Here is a 15,925-nt window from a genome sequence, read left to right on the forward strand (position 1 = left end):
TTCTTTGAAAAGTTGTTTCTCAGAACGTAAAAGACGGATTATAGATTTCACAGGTACAGGCACTGCTGGCATTTACCCCAGAGTACGGGATGAATAATGGCGATACAGGCATTGCGGGACGATTCGGCAAGTTCCCTTGTCGATGTGATCGAGCGGGTGCTGGACAAGGGAGTGATCATCAACGCTGATATCTGCGTCTCGGTTGCCGGCGTTGAACTACTCGGTATCAAGATACGTGCAGCGGTTGCTTCGTTTGAGACTGCCGCGAAGTACGGGCTGGAGTTCCCTTCGGGCACAAACCTGAATACAGCAGTCTGGGACCGGGTAAAAGAGGACCAGGAACGATGCCCCCAGTGCGGGAAATCGGTTCCTATCCATGTGCTGCTCAACGAAAGTTGTCCCTGGTGCGGCTGGTCGAGCGCGAAAGCCTTAATGAATGCCCCGTCACTAAAACGGATTTCCCATCACAGGTGAGAGGAGATGGAAGCGACTCGTGAACGGAAAACGACCCTTATCGACCTGCTTGACCGGATACTTGATAAAGGGGCAGTCATTGATGCAGATGTGATCATCACGGTCTCGGGAGTTCCCCTCATCGGGCTCAAATTGCGGGCGATGTTAGCGAGCATCGAGACGATGATCGAGTACGGAATGTGGGCGGACTGGGACAAAGCGATCCGTGCTGCTGCAAGCGAAGAAGAGAAGAAAAAACTCGCACAGGAAATCGCCCTGCTGCAAGGCGAAACGCCCTTGTTCCAATGCGCTGTTTCATACTGGCAGTCTGCCGGTGCCTGCCCGGCATGGACTTACGGCACCCTCACCCTCACTGATGCTGCGATCCGAATCCACCAGAGAGAGCCGTTAGCATGCCTTGTTGCCGTCCGGTTCGAAGATCTTGCCGGGTATTCGCTCGAATACGGCGCGATATCGACAGCCGCTGAACCCACCGGGTATCTCCACCTCGTTCAAACGGATGGCTCGGTCAGTGTGCTGCACCCGGATACCCCGGAGCAGGTGATCTCCTGTATCAGTGCAGAGATGAACCGGAGAAAACTCCGGTGGGCCCCCGTGGAGTGTCGTGCCCGGATGCCGGAGAATTACCGGAAATGTGTAGCAAAAGAGACTTGAACCGGAATCCATCATACCCGACAAGCAGGTGTAAGTCACATGAACTCACAGGTGCAATCTCCAAAAAGACCCGGGGAAAAAACCCGCCCCTCTCGTGTGAGTGCCACGCATGCATCGATAATATCGGGGGCATCTGCTAAAACATCTGCCAATACTACCATGGATTCCCCTGCCCCTCCTGCAACACCGACAACAAAGATCATCCTCTTTGGTGGAAAGGGTGGCGTTGGAAAGACGTCAGCTGCCGCCGCTACTGCACTCTCACTAACCGAATCAGGTGAGCGGGTGCTGATAATCTCTAGCGATCCTGCACCATCCCTGTCGGATATATTTGAATGTCCCATTGGGGGAACCGTCACCCATATCAGTAAGGGACTATCTGCCATCGAGATCAATGCCGAGACAGTCGTTGAAAAATACAAGAAGATCTACGGCAGTGCCATCATTGACGCCCTTGCTACGGTTATTCCCATAAAAGAAGATGTGCTCGATGACATCCCCAATACGATCATACCGGGCTTTGATGAACTCTTCGCACTGGAAGAAGTGCTCACATTCTTACCGGAAGGGTATGATTACATCATCTGGGACACCGCTCCCACCGGGCATACCCTGCGCCTGTTAAATCTCCCGGACAGTATTGTTGGCTATACAACGGGTATGCAGAAGATCCAGGAGCGGCTGGCTGGGGTGATTGGTACGATCAGGGTCATGTTTGACAAGGAATCGTCAAAAGACACGCTGGCTCTTGCGTTACAAAGAATCCAGAAGATGGCACAGCACGCCCTGTCGGTGCTCACCGATCACAAGCGAACAGAGTTCGTCCTCATAATTATCCCGGAGGCACTGGCACTGTACCAGACAGAACGGATGCAGCAGGTGCTCGATCACCTCAATATTCTCACCGCAAGGATTATCGTGAATGGTATCATTCCAAAAAATACCTGCCCGTTCTGCACCTCCCGCCGGACCGTGCAGGAGCGCTATCTCGCAAAGATCCACAAACGCTACGATGACCAGTTGACCGTCATTGAGGTGCCGCTCTTTCCCGGTGAATTGAAAGGACGGGAGCACCTGATGGAGTATGCCCGGTACCTTGGATGGGAAGCAGGTGCCGGACTAAAAAAGGATACTGGGGTAGTATCATGAAAAATGTACATGATTCTTTCCGAAAAAAAGGCACACCGCCGATTGAAAACGACACCGTTCGTTTGCCAATGGAAACGAAAGGGCGAAAGGGAAAGAAAAAGAAAAAAGGGAAATCCATTCTTGAAACGGTCAAAAACGTAAAGATCGAGGTTGTTGAACCCCGTACGATCAGCCCGGTCCGCCCCATCTCCATGACGGTGCCCGGTTTCTCTACGGAGACAACAGAGATTGGCGTGGCGGAGATCAATAATAACAAGGCAATTTACCTGCGACTCACTTTGCGGAGTGATGGCTGATGACACCGCGGCAACGCAGCAGGATGGTCCCGATCATTGCCGTATTAGCCAGTACCCTCCAGGAGATCCTCGGAACACTCTACCGGAAACATCCTGATGAAGTCAGGTCAGCCTGCACCGGCAAAGGTGCACACTCATCCCGCAATCCTGCCGATCTTGAGGATCTCATCTTACTGCATTCCGGCGATGAAGAGATACAGGAGATCCTTGCTCGCAGGTTTAAAGAATGCGAGTCGATTATCGATTCAATCTCAGGTTCGACCTCGCTGGTGGCAAAGCAGCGCTATGATCTCTCCAGTGATCTTGATGAAGGGAGCAGTTCCATCCTCCGCATCCTGTATGAGCAGCGACACGCCACCCTTGACGAACTGAGCGACTGTTCAGGGCTTAACCATTACGAGGTGTTGTACCGGTTACGGGAGATCATCATCCCGAGGTCAGTGAAGCGTCGGGGCATACCGATCGCGGTCTTCCGGGAATCCGCAACAGACCTCGCCACTGGCAGGCAGATCGCGTTCTCGTGGTGGTTGAATGACGATCTCCTGCATAAGACCGATACAGTTGAGGTGGTTGAGACGAGCGACTCTTTGGTAATCACGCTCGACCGTACTGGCTGTGACCTGCCAAAGACCCTGCATGTGTCAGCCAGCTGTAAGCATGGTTTATTGGAGATCCGGGTAGAGAAAGGAAATACCGGGAGGAGAACATGAAGAAGGATGACCGAAAAACGAATGAGACTGAAGATGACGACAGTGTTGTAGAGAGTGTAGTAAATGATATCCTGCCCGGCATGGGGGGTCTGGTAAAGAACCTGCGCAAACGATCCCCGGAGCTGGACCAGAAGATCAAAGAGAAAGACCGCGAGATTAAAAAGAGATTAGAAGAGGGATACTCTCCGGAACCAACGGTCACCCACAGGGTAAAGATCCGTTCACTGGTCCCGTCCGGTCCAAAGAAAGCAGAAGAACGTGAAGAGAACAAGACGATTGACCCTATCACGGACATCTTCAATGAGGGTGACCTCCTGCGGATCGTGATCGAGATGCCGGGCGTTACCCTGGAGAAGATACATATCGCAGTCAAAGGCCGCTCACTCGAAGTCTCTGCAAAAGAGGGTGGGAAGCGGTACAAAAAAGAGATCCCCCTGCCCTGGCATGGAAAGGTTGCAAAAGAACGGTACCAGAACGGGATCCTGGAGCTGGTCCTGGAGCAGAATGACGATTGAGATCGATGAGAACAACCTGAAAGAGGGCGTACTCGGACTTGTTATCGCAGTTGTCGAGATCCTTGAAGAGGCGCTCAAGATCCAGGCATTGAAGCGGATGGACTCGGGGGTATTATCGGAAGCAGAGATCGAACGCCTCGGTAAATCGCTCATGGACCTTCATGTGGCGATCGAGCAGATCAAAACCGATCAGGGACTGACAAAGACCGTCGGGGAGATCCGTGCCGAACTGGATGATATTGTCGATGATGTAGTCGAGAAGATGGTTAACCCGATCGACACCCATGATCTATCAGGACAGGATACAGCCGGGAATATGGGTGAGTTGTGGAAACGGGAGAGCGAGATATGTTAAGGGAAGTCTCTACGGGTTTGCCGCACGGAGATCCACCTATCACGGTAAGAGTGCCGGGAGGAAAACAATCATCTTTCCCTGCCTACAGAAGGGAAGTAATGGTATGACGGGAACGGAAAATGACGGGTTGTACCTGTATGCTCTCGTGGAGCACAGGGAGGAGATCCCCATGGGAATCACCGGTGTTGACGGACAGCAGGTCTTTTCCCTCCAGTACAAGGACATGTCTGCCATTGTCCATGCCTGCCCCCTCACACCCTATGCGAGTGAGGATCAGAGCGTCGTGACCGGGTGGGTACTGAGTCATGAACAGGTACTGGAACGGCTCATCGGGGCGGGGATGAACACCATCCCCTTTACATTTGACACGATCATCAAACCGGAAACAGAGCGGGATGCCAGGACGGTGCTTACCGGGTGGTTATCAAAAGAGTATGAAAATTTTTTGCAGAAATTTGAAAAGATCCGGGGTAAAAAAGAGTACGGCATCCAGATATTTACCAACCGGCAGAAGATTCGGGAAACGATATCTGCAACAAACGATTTTATAAAGCGACTCGAAGGGCTGGCAAAGACCAGCGCTCCTGGGAAAAAATACTTGATTCAGCAAAAGCTGGAAAAGGAAGTAAATGTTGCCATGGATGCAGAGATTGCCGGTATAATTTCAGAGACCAAAACAAAAATCCAGGGATATTGCGATGAGATTTCCTTGGGTAAACTAAAAAAAGGGCAAGTGCCGGAACGAGATATGATTCTGAACTGCTCGTGTCTTGTTTCAGATGAGAACTATGCAAAGCTTGGTGCTGTGTTAGAAGATATCGAGCGGGAGGGAGACCATTTAGTGAGATTCACCGGGCCGTGGGCGGTGTACTCGTTTGTATGAGAAGACGGGCTCCTGTTATGATTTATTGTTTTTCAGGGGTGCCGATTTTTATAAAAAAAACAGGCCTGAAGCCAAAGGCTTCGCACCAGCGCAATGAAAAATTTGCACTTCAAACTCAATTTCCATTTGTCTCTGCTATCGTCAGCAGATATTAAAATTTGATACTCCAGACTTTCACAGGGAAAACGCTACTAATAAAATTACGAAAAGATTACAAACAAATCTGCGAGAAAAAGAGAGTTAATCTAGGACTTTGCAGCCAGATCAACGTCTTCTTTCTTGATCGTCTTTCTTCCTGCGTGCTCGGCAAGCTTGTTGGCTTCCTTGGTGAGCCCGGCGATGTACTTCTCAGCCTTGATAACAAGTGCTTCTGCTGCATCGCTTCCCACGCGTTCGGCTCCGTTCTTCTTTGCAATCCTTACAACTGCTGCGATTGGTAAATCTGCCATGTTTCTTACCTCTAAAAGAAATCCAATTGATATATATAAAAACTTTCTGGGGAAATGGCTCAAATTACCCTGCAATATGATTTCTGGGGGCATCCCATTTAGCAAGGATAAATCGGGGCTCAAAATTTCGCAGAATATTTTTTATTTCCCTTAAAATGGTTTTTTTGGGAAAAAAAGAGGAATTTACGGTTTAAAATTATTCCAACAAAGATGCAGCGAGCAATAGCGCATTGGCATAATTTGGTGAGGCGCGCGAACTATCCACGAAAATTCTGCTGATATTTACTACGGGCGCGCCATGGCCGTGCCCGCCTCCCAGAAAGACAAGAGTCCTGAACACCAGGTTACCGGAAATACCGTCAGGTGCAATGATAAGCCCGCAGGTTTCAACCGCATCTTCGATCAGGATCTCGCAGTGCGTGGCATCACCCAGCCGGGCAACCCGTTCGGCATCGGCCATGCTTGCATCCACCTGCGGGTGCCTTCCGATATCGCCCAGCCGGCCCCCCGACAGGACGCCGACTTTTTCCGGCAGGCCGAATCTCTTTGCAATATTCCGGCCTTTTTTGATCAGCTCGAGTTTCTCTTCAACCGTCCACCCTTCATCCACGCCAACCGGGGTGAGCAGGAATTTTTTCCCCGAAACTGTCTCCAGCAGCGCAATGCGCTCGAGATGATCGACACCCGCCGCTTTCTTCAGTGCTTTTAAGGTGGCATTGGCAGGCAGGGTGCCCCGCACGGCAGCATCAATCCTGCCGGACATCAGGTCGTCGACCAGTGCCTGTTCCGGGTGAAGATGCTCTGCAATACTTACCCCGGTTCCTGCTGATTTTTTATCCACAACTCCGGATCTGCAATAACAGATGATTTCAAATTTCCCGCTAACGTGGTTTACACTCGTAAGGACCTTTTCTGGATCTTCAGCGATCCCGATACCGATACGCCTTACCGGCCCTGGCATGCCACATCCTCTTCGGACAGGTGCATAATACCGTTATTGATGAAATCAAAGACCTGCGTGTCCTTGCCCTCGTAGCGTACCCGCAGTTCCCGGGTAGCATTCACTGTGCCAATCTCGTGTGCCGTCATTCCCACACCTGCAAAGAGACGGATAAGTTCCTGCACATGGGCCTTGTTCGCCGTCAGGATAAAGCCCATGCCGGGGTACATTCTCACCCATTGCTCGAACGTCAGGTTATTTGACGACAGGTTCGGCTTGGGAATCAGGCCGAGATCGATCTCGGCGCCCTTTCCGCTCACTTCGAGCAGCATCCCCAGCGTCCCGATGATACCCGGATTGCTGATGTCCTTGCCTGCCGTCACCAGGTGTCTGGTGCCGATCTGCTCCATTAAGGAGATCTGGGCCCGGACTTCCGCAGCGGATTTCATGGTGACCGAGTCCCAGTTGAGCGCACAGGACGGGTGGACCCGGCCCGTGATATCGATAGCCGCAACAACACAGTCACCTACCTGCGCAGTGTGGCTGTAGATGACCGAATCCAGCCGGGCTGATCCGAGGATCGAGACATCGATGACGCTGTATGGGGCATCCGGGTGGAGGTGTCCGCCAACAATCGGGACCCCGAACTGTGCTGAGGCATCGTGCATTCCCTTTACCACCTGTTCCTGCACGGTGGTCTTGGCTATCGAGAAAATATCTACCATCGCAATCGGGTGACCGCCCATTGCTGCGATATCGTGGATATTGACCAGTACCGAGCAGTATCCCGCCCAGTAAGGATCGGCTTCCATGAGCCTGCTCCAGATACCATCGGCGGCAAGCAGCAGCGCTTCTCCGTTGTGCTCGATCACGGCTGCATCCTCACCGAATGAGGCAACCACATGCGGGGCATCGATCCTCAATGCCCTGACCATCTCACCGATGGTATGTTTGCGCCGGACACCCTCATATTCCCGGACTACTTTTGCAATTGTCTCTGTTGAGCAGTTGTGGGTCACGGCATCACCTGAAATCGACTAAAAAATATTGTGTGTATCCTAGTTTCATTTCATCAGAGATAATTTATTTGATATACGGTCAACGTGTCTGTATGGACTGGGCAGAGAAATACCGCCCCGCACGGCTACAGGATATTGTCGGGAATTCGACGGCCGTCAGGCAGATTGCGGAGTGGGCGAAGAACTGGACGAGGAAATCAAAACCTCTCCTGATCTACGGAAAGCCCGGTATCGGTAAGACGTCAAGTGCGTACGCGCTCGCACATGACATGAACTGGGAGGCAATCGAGCTCAACGCGAGTGATACCCGGACCGCCGGTGTAATAGAACGTATCGCCGGTGCAGGAAGCCAGACCGCAAGCCTGATGGGGGCCTCGCGGAAGCTGATCGTGCTCGACGAAGCAGACAACCTGCAGGGGACCGCAGATCGGGGGGGTGCCAAAGCGATCATCGATTGTATCAAGCATGCCCAGCAGCCGATCATCCTGATTGCCAACGATTTATACGGCCTTTCTCCTGAACTCCGGTCCCGGTGCGAACCGGTCCAGTTCAAGGCGGTTCCTGCGCGGTCAATTGCCCCCCGGCTCAAATATCTCTGCTCTGCTGAGAAGATCACCTGCAGCGAATCCGCGATTCATGCAATTGCCGAAAGTGCGGAGGGTGATATCCGGTCTGCGGTAAACATGCTCTATGCCTCGGCGATCGGGCGGGATACGATTGATGATGCGCAGGTGCATACCTCGCAGAAAGACGAACGGGTATCCATCTTCTCGCTGATCTCTGCCCTGTTTTCAAACACTCCCGATGAGGAGCTGCTGCGCCTCTCTTACGATGTAGACGATACCCCTGAGACCATAGAACAGTGGGTGGAAGGAAACATTGGCAATATCTCTGACCCGACAGCGGTCGCACGGGCCTACCAGCACCTGTCACGGGCGGATGAGTATCTTGGTAATACCTATCGCCGGCAGTACCATACACTTTGGCGCTATGCAACCGCGGTGATGCTGCTGGGAGTTGCGGATGCTGCCGGAGGAAAAGGTATCCATGCAAGGATTATGCCCCCGGAGCGGTGGCAGAAGATGTCGACTGCCAAAAAACAGAAGGCGATCCGGATTGCCCTGCTCAACAAAATTGCCGGTACTATGCACATCCCGCAGAGCACCCTGCGCGAAGAGTACCTGAGCACCTTTTCACTGCTCGTGGATCATGACCCGGAGGGATATACCCGGGACATGATGCTGGATGCAGACCAGCTCAATTTCTTCTTAAATGACCGGGCACGTGCATCAGAGATAATCAAGGCACTTGAAAAAGAAGAGAAGCAAAAAGCAAAAGAGCAGGAAAAGGTCAAAGAACCGCAGAAAAAGTCAAAAAAGGAATCCCTCCCAAAACCCGGAACCCTGCCCGAGGCAGAACCAGCCAAAGAACCGGAACCCGCGACCGTTATCCCCCCGGAGCCGGCAGAGAAAAAGGCCCCGTCCCGGACTCAGTCAACCCTGTTTGACGGTTTCTGACCGGACGTGATACCGGTGGAGGAGCACCCCGCAGTCGATGATCTCCCCGCCCTTTTCATAGGATTCAAAACCGAGATGGTACACGATCAGGTCAGCGTTGATCCGTCCTGCCAGTTCGATCAGGGGCGGGATCATCTCTATTGCAGGGCGAATTGCGTAAATGACCTCTGCGCCTGTGTACAGGGAGATATCGGGTGAAAAAATATCGTCCTGTGAAAAGGGCAGATTGTCCGTAATATCCAGCGGTTTTACGTCTGTGCAGCGGATCAGGGCCCCGGCATTTCTGATGATGCGGGCGGCCTCTTCATTCCTGCCAACGCCGACTTCGATGGCACGGGAATAATGTTTTACAATATAGGTCCCGACGCGTGTTTCAATATGTTTATAGTCGCCCATTCCAACAGAATATAGCGATGCATGTCCATATTTTTTGGGATGCCCAGTCCCCGGCCGGGCTCCAGGTGCCCGTTTCCCGGAAAATTTCTGCGATTCTTGGCGTGCCCACCACGGTTTCTGAAAACCATGTACGCATGATGGGATATGTGACCGAGCGCAGGCAGATCGATGCAGCTGCACTTCTGGACAGCATCCAGACCTACAAGCACCGCCACGGGATCGAGGACCCGGTCCTTGTGGTGGTTCACCAGGACCTGTTTAAAAACGGCAGCAGTTTTGTCTTCGGGCTTGCCCGGGAATCTGTTGGTGCGGCAGTGGTCTCATCGGCTCGCCTGGGAAATGAGTACTACGGGCTCTCCGGCAGTGACGATGACCTGATGGACCGGATTGTCAAAGAGGGCGCACACGAGATTGGGCACCTGCTGGGTCTCGGGCACTGTTCCAACCGGGAATGCGTGATGTTCAAACCCGATACTCTTGACGAACTGGATCGCAAGAAAAAACAGCTCTGTTCTTCCTGTTATGAACAGATGGCTGCACTGCGATAATACAGTATACAACCAGTCCCGGAAAAGGGCGTGTCGTTATATTTTTCCCGTCCGTTCTTCCCGGATCTTGTTTTAATCCTCATCCTGTCTGTTCATAGCAAAACGGATATTCCGGAAACGTTGATAGTCAATAAACCCGTCCAGGTACGTGGATGGAGAACTGAAATGACGCGTTCTTCTGCAATCACCGATTCACGCGCTGTCTGGCACGATGCCCCGGGCCACCCGGAATGCCAGGGTCGGCTTGAGGCTGTCCTGTCAGGGCTCCCTCCCGATCTCCCCCTCTATTCTGCAACACCTGCTGCCCGTCAGGATGTGGAACGAATTCATGATCCGTATTTTCTCCGCTGGCTTGAGCTGCGATGTGAAGCTACCCCTTCAGTGAGCTACCTTGACCGGGATACCTATGTCTCCCCGCACTCGTTTGATGTGGCACTCCATGCCGCCGGTGCGGCTATTGCAGCATCTGAACGGGCGATAGATGGCGAACACTGTTTCTCGCTTATGCGTCCCCCGGGTCACCATGCGGAACGTGACCGTGCGATGGGCTTCTGCCTGCTCAACAACGCCGCAATTGCCGCGAAACATGCACTTGAGTCTGTTGACCGGGTTGCGATTGTTGACTGGGATGTCCATCACGGAAACGGCACGCAGCACGCATTTTACACCAGTAACCGGGTGCTCTACTGCTCGGTCCACCAGGAGGGAATATTTCCGTATACCGGGGATGTCCATGAGACCGGGATGGGAGACGGAACCGGGTACACCATCAACGCGCCACTCGCAGCGGGTGCAGACATCGGCGATTACCATCTGGTGTTTTCTGAAATATTCTGCCCGGCACTACAGCGCTTCCGCCCGGATCTGGTCATCATTTCCGCAGGACAGGATATCCTTGCTGACGACCCGCTCGGCTGGATGCAGATCCAGCCAAAGGATTTCGAGGTCCTCACCCGGCTTATCCAGGTTGCAGCTGAACGATCACTCGCACTCATACTCGAGGGTGGATATGGTCCATCGCATGGAGAGGCGATACGGCATATTATCTCTACCCTGAAGCGGGAACAGGAAATTACCGTTCCTGATATCCCGCCAGCATCACCGGCAACGCGGGCACTGGTAGCGCAGCTCAAAAAAATACATGGATTATCCTGATTCATCAGGAGATAGGAACGATATCGATATCCATCCCGCTGATCTTCTGGTACACCTTTTTCATCTGGAGTATCGGCCAGAGTTCGTAGAGGAGTACTGTGATCGGCTCCCACATGGCAGCCCACCCGAAGATCAGGAGAGCGTCAGCAAAAATTTGTGCTGCCAGATAGTTCATATGAGAAACCATCTGCCGTGTGAAAAGGGCAATGGTCAGAAATGAAAGCCCGATCAGCATGGTAGTCCTGCCATACCGGAAATGCGACCGGAATTTGCGGTCTGCACCCATCGCCCGGTACTCGAAGTGATACTGGATAGCGGGTTTGATCTTCCTTGCCTGCTCGCTTTCTGCAAGTTCTTTTGGCAGGTAGATTACCATTTTGAACTTCGTTTTTACCGGGAAGTCCTTGACCGTATCGATAATATAGTGCTCTGCGGCTGAATCGAGTTCTTTTTCATGGAATGGGGCAGGATCAAACGAGTTGAAGAGCTGCATGATCGACGAGAGTTTGATCTCGATCAGGATCATGCCATCCACTTTTTTGTAGAGTGATTCGATATCAGCCATGCACACGTGCCTGTGTTTTGGTGGTGTTTTGGAACCAATAAACCTGTCTTTACCGGTCAAATTATTTCATTGGGGGGGTCTGGAAACTGAAACAATTGTGAAAAAAAAGATTTACCCTCATGAACAGGGGCAAAGGGAAAATAGCCATCTACTGCCGATAAAAATTATTCTTTTTCCTTTACGTACAGGATACCGTCAGGTTCCTTGTAGTCGGTCTTGATCACGATGGTATTGGATATCCGGTTGAAAACCCGCAGTTTTGTATTGGGCATTCCAAGCCATCCGATCAGGCAGTCAAGCGGCAGTAAGAAGGCTTTTCCGATACTCTCAACAGCGGCGGTCTTATAATGTATTTTTGTTCCATCGCGGTTGACCACTTTTAGGTTCATCACCATCTTGCCGATGGACTGTCCCCGGAAACCCTCCATCACGGTCCAGTACAAAAAGAAGAAGATCGTTTCGAAACCTATTGCAAAGATCTCCCAGTGCCCGTAATCCCAGAGCAGGGGAAGTTTCCAGAATGGATCAAAGATGCCGCGAACGATGTTTAAGAAGAGGATAATAAGAATGACATCAACGAGCCAGGCCCAGAACCGGGCGCTCCACTTTGCGAGATGAAGAGTCCTTTCAGGAACCGGTTTGATGCATATCGGTTCCGATGTCATATTCTCATCAGACATTTCATTGAACTATTTGCAACACGAATGAATGAAGTTTACTCTCTTATCCGGCAGACCGGGACACGACCCCTGCCAGAGAAGAAACTATTTCTGTCCCCGGAAAAGAATCAGATCAAGGAAATTTTTACGGAGTGAATGCGCGCTATGACCGATGCAGTCATCACTGAGTATGCAGGAACCCGCAGGAATGGTACGATATCCCGTTACTACCAGTATGGCAGTGGGGGTGTACGGGTACTTGACGGGAGAAAGAACTTAAAAAGACTCTACCGCTTTGATCCGTCATCGGATATGATGACCGAATGCGATCCTGAAAGGCCCGACCGGATTCTCCGGCGATTTGTCTTCGATCGGATGGGCATGCTGGAAGAAACCTTTTCGCCCGGGATCAGGCCGCGAACATTCCGTTACGAGCAGGGCTGCCAGCTGATTGCCGTCCGCGAAGGGGGCGAATACGGGCAGGTGGGAAAGTCCTTCACATTCGAGGAAAACGGCATAGCCGAGACCGGATGGGGGCGTAATGGCGAGATTGAGCGGGTTTTTATCTTTGAACCCGGTAACGATACGATCACGGAAAGGACTGGTGGATGGTTCGGAAATGTTGAACGGACCATCATGGTTAATGGCATCCGTGCGTCACTCTTCCGTGAACCCGAGGCGTTCCTCCAGTTCCTGGTATTCACCGAATGGAGCGCCAATGACCGGGAGGACCATATCCAGGAGCAGGTAACCAGGATCCGGGGCGGAGAATCTGCATCATCCGGCCGGAGCCCGTATGCCTACACCGGCCCGCGACGTTCTTCAGCTGACTCAGGTCAGGTAGCCGGGAGGGGACCGGCCCCGCGTACTCCGTCGGTGCAGCAGGATATCCGGACGAGCCGGTCAAACAGTCCCGGGGATGCGGGTATCGATTTCATACCGGAAGAGGGCAGTTCGCAGGATATCTCCCGCGGGCTCGTGCCACCATCCCGCCCAAGCCGTAATCTCTCTTTTGAGGAACGCCTGAACCGGGAGCCGGGTGACCGGGGATTTTCTGCGGGGAGAAGTGCCGAAATTCCTCTCCAAGAACGTTTCGAGAGCTCACGCGCTGAACGTGAACCTCTCTCAAGGGGAAGGAGTGTCGATATATCCGTTGCCGAACGTTTCGAGAATGCACGCAGCGAGCGTGAACCGCTCTCCAAGGGAAGGAGTGTTGAGATCCCGCTTGAGGAACGGTTTGAGAGTGCACGTGGTGAACGCGAACCTCTCTCCAAGGGAAGGAGTGTTGAGATCCCGCTTGAGGAACGGTTTGAGAGTGCACGTGGTGAACGCGAACCTCTCTCCAAGGGAAGGAGTGTTGAGATCCCGCTTGAGGAACGGTTTGAGAGCGCACGTAGTGAACGGGAAAAGTTATCCAAAGGGAAAAGCGCCGAGATCCCATACAGTGAACGCCGGGGCAACCGGGATCGCTGATTTTTTATTGAGAGAAGCAAGACCGGTCAGAGGAAGAATCGTTGCTGCTGTTTTTAGTGCCGGTGCGTATGAGAAAGGTTATACTGCATTTTAACACTTGCACACTCGTCGAAACGGGCATGAACGATTAAGTTCACTCCCAAACCATAAAAATCGTTTTTATGATTCTCCCCCGCCTCAGGGCCTCTATGAGGTACGGCGGGGCAATGAGGTTTTAGTATTTTTAGTCATTGAGCCGCCGCGGGGCGCCCTTTGAGGTCGGCGGAGTTTATCGTATCTGGGGGTATGGGGGTCTCAACCCCCATTATAATTCCTGAAGAGAATAATTTTTCACTCATATTGCCCGGAGCTTGTCCCCGAACCACGGGATAAGATCCTTTTTCCGGGACATCATATTTGCCAAGTGAACGGGTTGGTCCTTCAGTCCCAGTTTCGTTATAAGTCCGCTTTCCGCAGAGGCAAAGAGCTCGCTCCCGTTTTCTGTGACACTGGTAAACAGTCCCAGGTAGATGTCGGTACCCTGCTGCTTACGCAGACGTGCGAGTTCCTGCTGGATCTCACCAGTATGTGCCTGTGGGTAGACAAATGATGGTACCATGACCTGGGAAATGATCACCTTCTTTCCGAAAAGCTCGTACCGTTTCGTGTCCCGCACCAGAAGATCTTCCATTGTTGCCCCTTCAATATTCATCCCGCGCTCCAGCAGTTTTGTGCCGAATGTGACCGGGTCAAGTCCGGTAATATCCGAAAGATACGCCACCATTTTGTGATCTTCGGGTGTGGTTGTGGACATTTTCAGGATCAGGGTATCGGAGAGAATGCCGGCAAGGAGGATTCCGGCTATTGCCGGTGTGGGTGTGATGCCACTTTCCACATATTTCTGTGTGATGATCGTTGAGGTGGAACCAACCGGGTCATTGAGGAATTTTACCGGTTTTAATGTCGATATCGCGCCAAGCCGGTGGTGATCAATGATCTCGATAATATCTGCGGTATCAATCCCTTCCACGGCCTGGGCAAATTCATTGTGGTCCAGGAGAATGACCGGCCTGTGCACATCGTCGATAAGGGTCGTGCGGGTTACGATGCCCCGGAGGGTCCCGTCTTTTTCCACTACGCACGCGGAACGGAACTTGGAGGAGTACACGACCTGTTTTGCATGTGCCAGCGAATCGTCCAGTTCGAGACGGGGGATATCGGTTTCCATCACCATCCGGGCCGGGAGAGAGAGGTTGATCATCGTGCCTACGCCAAAAGCATCGAGATCGGTTGCCAGTACCGAGACTCCTTTTGATCCTGCTTCGCGAATCACCTGCTCGCTGACGGGTGCCTTGTCGACAATGATGAGCGCTGCGACACCCGCCGCTATCAGCGAACGCTGGACGGGTTCGTTATCTCCTGCGATTGCGATGTTTTTGTCCGTCTGGTTCTTTGAGCTGACCGAGGGCGCATCGATAGCAATAGAAACCCTGCCCTCGAGGGTATCTGCAGCTCTTACCACCACACGGGCGCTGAGTATCCTTGCCAGGGTATCGAGGGGAAGTGGCAGTATTGCGAGCTCGCCGATCTTTCGCCTTTTAACATATGCCTGGGCGAGCCCATGCTCACCGACAATACCGACAAGCCTTCCCTCTGTATCGGTGATAGGCACGTTGCGGATATCATGTGTATCCATAAGCGCTGCGACATCGACGGTTGGCACATCCTGCGTCACACTGATGCGGTGGATAGCTAGATCGGATACCCGGGGCTCGATGCTGTCGATAAGAACCGGGGGTTTGAGGCTTAATGTTTCAAGTGCAAAACACGTCTCTGCATTCAGTTCCCCGCACCGGGCCGGGATGTATCTCCCCGGTTCAGCAAGGTTCAGGAATGCTGCATATCCCATCACGCTTGCGACAGAGTCCGTATCCGGCTGACGGTGGCCGATGATCACCACTTTTTTGCCCACGTATTGTTCCTTCCTTTCACTAGTATTGCGGGATGGTGAATAATTAATGTCGCTTAAAAAATGTCTTTTTAAAAATTTTTGCATTGGAGAAAACCTTTTTTCACGTAATATACTGCCCCCCTCTTGCGCCACCAGTCCCCCGTTGGGAGACGGGCGCAGTGCGATAGCCCGAGTAAGGTTACAGGTAATACGTTGTCATCGCAATGGGGGGTGCCCC

19 protein-coding genes are annotated in these 15,925 nt (G+C 52.4%); 12 read left to right on the top strand and 7 right to left on the bottom strand.

Going from position 1 to position 15,925, the window contains the following annotated elements:
* Positions 1-96 precede the first annotated feature (96 nt).
* From WC593_05175 to WC593_05210, 8 genes are all read left to right on the top strand, one after another.
* Positions 97-474 (top strand): gas vesicle protein, encoded by a 378-nt coding sequence (locus tag WC593_05175; protein ID MFA4824533.1) that lies wholly within the window; start codon positions 97-99, stop codon positions 472-474.
* A 6-nt stretch (positions 475-480) separates the two neighbouring features.
* On the top strand, positions 481-1,128 hold the full coding sequence (locus tag WC593_05180) for a gas vesicle protein (protein MFA4824534.1): 648 nt from the start codon (positions 481-483) through the stop codon (positions 1,126-1,128).
* A 39-nt stretch (positions 1,129-1,167) separates the two neighbouring features.
* Positions 1,168-2,277 (top strand): TRC40/GET3/ArsA family transport-energizing ATPase, encoded by a 1,110-nt coding sequence (locus tag WC593_05185; protein MFA4824535.1) that lies wholly within the window; start codon positions 1,168-1,170, stop codon positions 2,275-2,277.
* Positions 2,274-2,573, top strand: a complete 300-nt coding sequence (locus tag WC593_05190; protein MFA4824536.1) for a hypothetical protein — start codon at positions 2,274-2,276, stop codon at positions 2,571-2,573. The genes WC593_05185 and WC593_05190 overlap by 4 nt, the downstream gene beginning before the upstream one ends.
* Entirely contained in the window at positions 2,573-3,283 is a 711-nt protein-coding gene (locus tag WC593_05195; protein MFA4824537.1) for a hypothetical protein, read from the top strand. Before WC593_05190 ends, WC593_05195 begins: the two co-directional genes overlap by 1 nt.
* Positions 3,280-3,798, top strand: a complete 519-nt coding sequence (locus WC593_05200) for a hypothetical protein (protein MFA4824538.1) — start codon at positions 3,280-3,282, stop codon at positions 3,796-3,798. Before WC593_05195 ends, WC593_05200 begins: the two co-directional genes overlap by 4 nt.
* Positions 3,788-4,153 carry a gas vesicle protein K gene (locus WC593_05205; protein MFA4824539.1) on the top strand — a complete coding sequence of 122 codons (366 nt, stop codon included), beginning with the start codon at positions 3,788-3,790 and terminating at the stop codon, positions 4,151-4,153. The genes WC593_05200 and WC593_05205 overlap by 11 nt, the downstream gene beginning before the upstream one ends.
* 103 nt (positions 4,154-4,256) lie before the next feature.
* Positions 4,257-5,036 carry a GvpL/GvpF family gas vesicle protein gene (locus tag WC593_05210; GenBank protein MFA4824540.1) on the top strand — a complete coding sequence of 260 codons (780 nt, stop codon included), beginning with the start codon at positions 4,257-4,259 and terminating at the stop codon, positions 5,034-5,036.
* Between the two features lie 245 nt (positions 5,037-5,281).
* Here the strand turns inward: WC593_05210 and WC593_05215 are convergent, their stop codons facing one another.
* The 3 genes from WC593_05215 to WC593_05225 form a co-directional block, all read right to left on the bottom strand.
* Complete coding sequence (locus WC593_05215; GenBank protein ID MFA4824541.1) at positions 5,282-5,485, bottom strand: histone family protein; 204 nt, start codon at positions 5,483-5,485, stop codon at positions 5,282-5,284.
* 196 nt (positions 5,486-5,681) lie between these two features.
* Positions 5,682-6,446 (bottom strand): methanogenesis marker protein Mmp4/MtxX, encoded by a 765-nt coding sequence (mtxX, locus tag WC593_05220; GenBank protein MFA4824542.1) that lies wholly within the window; start codon positions 6,444-6,446, stop codon positions 5,682-5,684.
* Positions 6,431-7,444 carry a methanogenesis marker 2 protein gene (locus WC593_05225; GenBank protein ID MFA4824543.1) on the bottom strand — a complete coding sequence of 338 codons (1,014 nt, stop codon included), beginning with the start codon at positions 7,442-7,444 and terminating at the stop codon, positions 6,431-6,433. Before WC593_05225 ends, mtxX begins: the two co-directional genes overlap by 16 nt.
* 92 nt (positions 7,445-7,536) lie before the next feature.
* On the opposite strand from WC593_05225, the gene WC593_05230 reads away from it, so the two are divergent.
* The gene (locus tag WC593_05230; GenBank protein MFA4824544.1) at positions 7,537-8,961 is read left to right on the top strand and encodes a replication factor C large subunit; all 1,425 of its coding nucleotides are present in this window, start codon (positions 7,537-7,539) and stop codon (positions 8,959-8,961) included.
* On the opposite strand, the gene WC593_05235 is transcribed toward WC593_05230, so the two are convergent.
* Positions 8,938-9,357 (bottom strand): UPF0146 family protein, encoded by a 420-nt coding sequence (locus WC593_05235; GenBank protein ID MFA4824545.1) that lies wholly within the window; start codon positions 9,355-9,357, stop codon positions 8,938-8,940. The two genes, WC593_05230 and WC593_05235, sit on opposite strands and share 24 nt — an antisense overlap.
* 17 nt (positions 9,358-9,374) lie before the next feature.
* Between WC593_05235 and WC593_05240 the strand changes: the two genes are divergently transcribed.
* Together WC593_05240 and WC593_05245 are read left to right on the top strand one after the other, a co-directional pair.
* Positions 9,375-9,905, top strand: coding sequence for an archaemetzincin family Zn-dependent metalloprotease (locus WC593_05240; GenBank protein ID MFA4824546.1), 531 nt, complete (start codon positions 9,375-9,377; stop codon positions 9,903-9,905).
* A gap of 165 nt (positions 9,906-10,070) precedes the next feature.
* Positions 10,071-11,060, top strand: coding sequence for a histone deacetylase (locus WC593_05245; GenBank protein MFA4824547.1), 990 nt, complete (start codon positions 10,071-10,073; stop codon positions 11,058-11,060).
* Between the two features lie 4 nt (positions 11,061-11,064).
* On the opposite strand, the gene WC593_05250 is transcribed toward WC593_05245, so the two are convergent.
* Both WC593_05250 and WC593_05255 read right to left on the bottom strand, forming a co-directional pair.
* Positions 11,065-11,625: a hypothetical protein gene (locus WC593_05250; protein MFA4824548.1), complete on the bottom strand. Its 561-nt coding sequence runs from the start codon at positions 11,623-11,625 to the stop codon at positions 11,065-11,067.
* A gap of 164 nt (positions 11,626-11,789) precedes the next feature.
* Positions 11,790-12,305, bottom strand: a complete 516-nt coding sequence (locus tag WC593_05255) for an RDD family protein (GenBank protein ID MFA4824549.1) — start codon at positions 12,303-12,305, stop codon at positions 11,790-11,792.
* A 144-nt stretch (positions 12,306-12,449) separates the two neighbouring features.
* Between WC593_05255 and WC593_05260 the strand changes: the two genes are divergently transcribed.
* The gene (locus WC593_05260) at positions 12,450-13,757 is read left to right on the top strand and encodes a hypothetical protein (GenBank protein MFA4824550.1); all 1,308 of its coding nucleotides are present in this window, start codon (positions 12,450-12,452) and stop codon (positions 13,755-13,757) included.
* A gap of 334 nt (positions 13,758-14,091) precedes the next feature.
* Here WC593_05260 and WC593_05265 read toward each other — a convergent pair whose 3' ends face one another.
* On the bottom strand, positions 14,092-15,708 hold the full coding sequence (locus WC593_05265) for a putative manganese-dependent inorganic diphosphatase (protein MFA4824551.1): 1,617 nt from the start codon (positions 15,706-15,708) through the stop codon (positions 14,092-14,094).
* Between the last annotated feature and the right edge of the window lie 217 nt (positions 15,709-15,925).

The sequence above is a fragment of the Methanoregula sp. genome (genome assembly GCA_041645435.1).
In the GTDB taxonomy this organism is placed as follows: domain Archaea; phylum Halobacteriota; class Methanomicrobia; order Methanomicrobiales; family Methanospirillaceae; genus Methanoregula.

Excerpts from the sequence above, each read along its gene's own strand:
- WC593_05175 (MFA4824533.1), top strand. The coding sequence starts at position 97 with ATGGCGATACAGGCATTGCGGGACGATTCGGCAAGTTCCCTTGTCGAT.
- WC593_05180 (MFA4824534.1), top strand. The coding sequence starts at position 481 with ATGGAAGCGACTCGTGAACGGAAAACGACCCTTATCGACCTGCTTGAC.
- WC593_05185 (MFA4824535.1), top strand. The coding sequence starts at position 1,168 with ATGAACTCACAGGTGCAATCTCCAAAAAGACCCGGGGAAAAAACCCGC.
- WC593_05190 (MFA4824536.1), top strand. The coding sequence starts at position 2,274 with ATGAAAAATGTACATGATTCTTTCCGAAAAAAAGGCACACCGCCGATT.
- WC593_05195 (MFA4824537.1), top strand. The coding sequence starts at position 2,573 with ATGACACCGCGGCAACGCAGCAGGATGGTCCCGATCATTGCCGTATTA.
- WC593_05200 (MFA4824538.1), top strand. The coding sequence starts at position 3,280 with ATGAAGAAGGATGACCGAAAAACGAATGAGACTGAAGATGACGACAGT.
- WC593_05205 (MFA4824539.1), top strand. The coding sequence starts at position 3,788 with ATGACGATTGAGATCGATGAGAACAACCTGAAAGAGGGCGTACTCGGA.
- WC593_05210 (MFA4824540.1), top strand. The coding sequence starts at position 4,257 with ATGACGGGAACGGAAAATGACGGGTTGTACCTGTATGCTCTCGTGGAG.
- WC593_05215 (MFA4824541.1), bottom strand. The coding sequence starts at position 5,485 with ATGGCAGATTTACCAATCGCAGCAGTTGTAAGGATTGCAAAGAAGAAC.
- mtxX (MFA4824542.1), bottom strand. The coding sequence starts at position 6,446 with ATGCCAGGGCCGGTAAGGCGTATCGGTATCGGGATCGCTGAAGATCCA.
- WC593_05230 (MFA4824544.1), top strand. The coding sequence starts at position 7,537 with ATGGACTGGGCAGAGAAATACCGCCCCGCACGGCTACAGGATATTGTC.
- WC593_05235 (MFA4824545.1), bottom strand. The coding sequence starts at position 9,357 with ATGGGCGACTATAAACATATTGAAACACGCGTCGGGACCTATATTGTA.
- WC593_05240 (MFA4824546.1), top strand. The coding sequence starts at position 9,375 with ATGCATGTCCATATTTTTTGGGATGCCCAGTCCCCGGCCGGGCTCCAG.
- WC593_05245 (MFA4824547.1), top strand. The coding sequence starts at position 10,071 with ATGACGCGTTCTTCTGCAATCACCGATTCACGCGCTGTCTGGCACGAT.
- WC593_05250 (MFA4824548.1), bottom strand. The coding sequence starts at position 11,625 with ATGGCTGATATCGAATCACTCTACAAAAAAGTGGATGGCATGATCCTG.
- WC593_05255 (MFA4824549.1), bottom strand. The coding sequence starts at position 12,305 with ATGTCTGATGAGAATATGACATCGGAACCGATATGCATCAAACCGGTT.
- WC593_05260 (MFA4824550.1), top strand. The coding sequence starts at position 12,450 with ATGACCGATGCAGTCATCACTGAGTATGCAGGAACCCGCAGGAATGGT.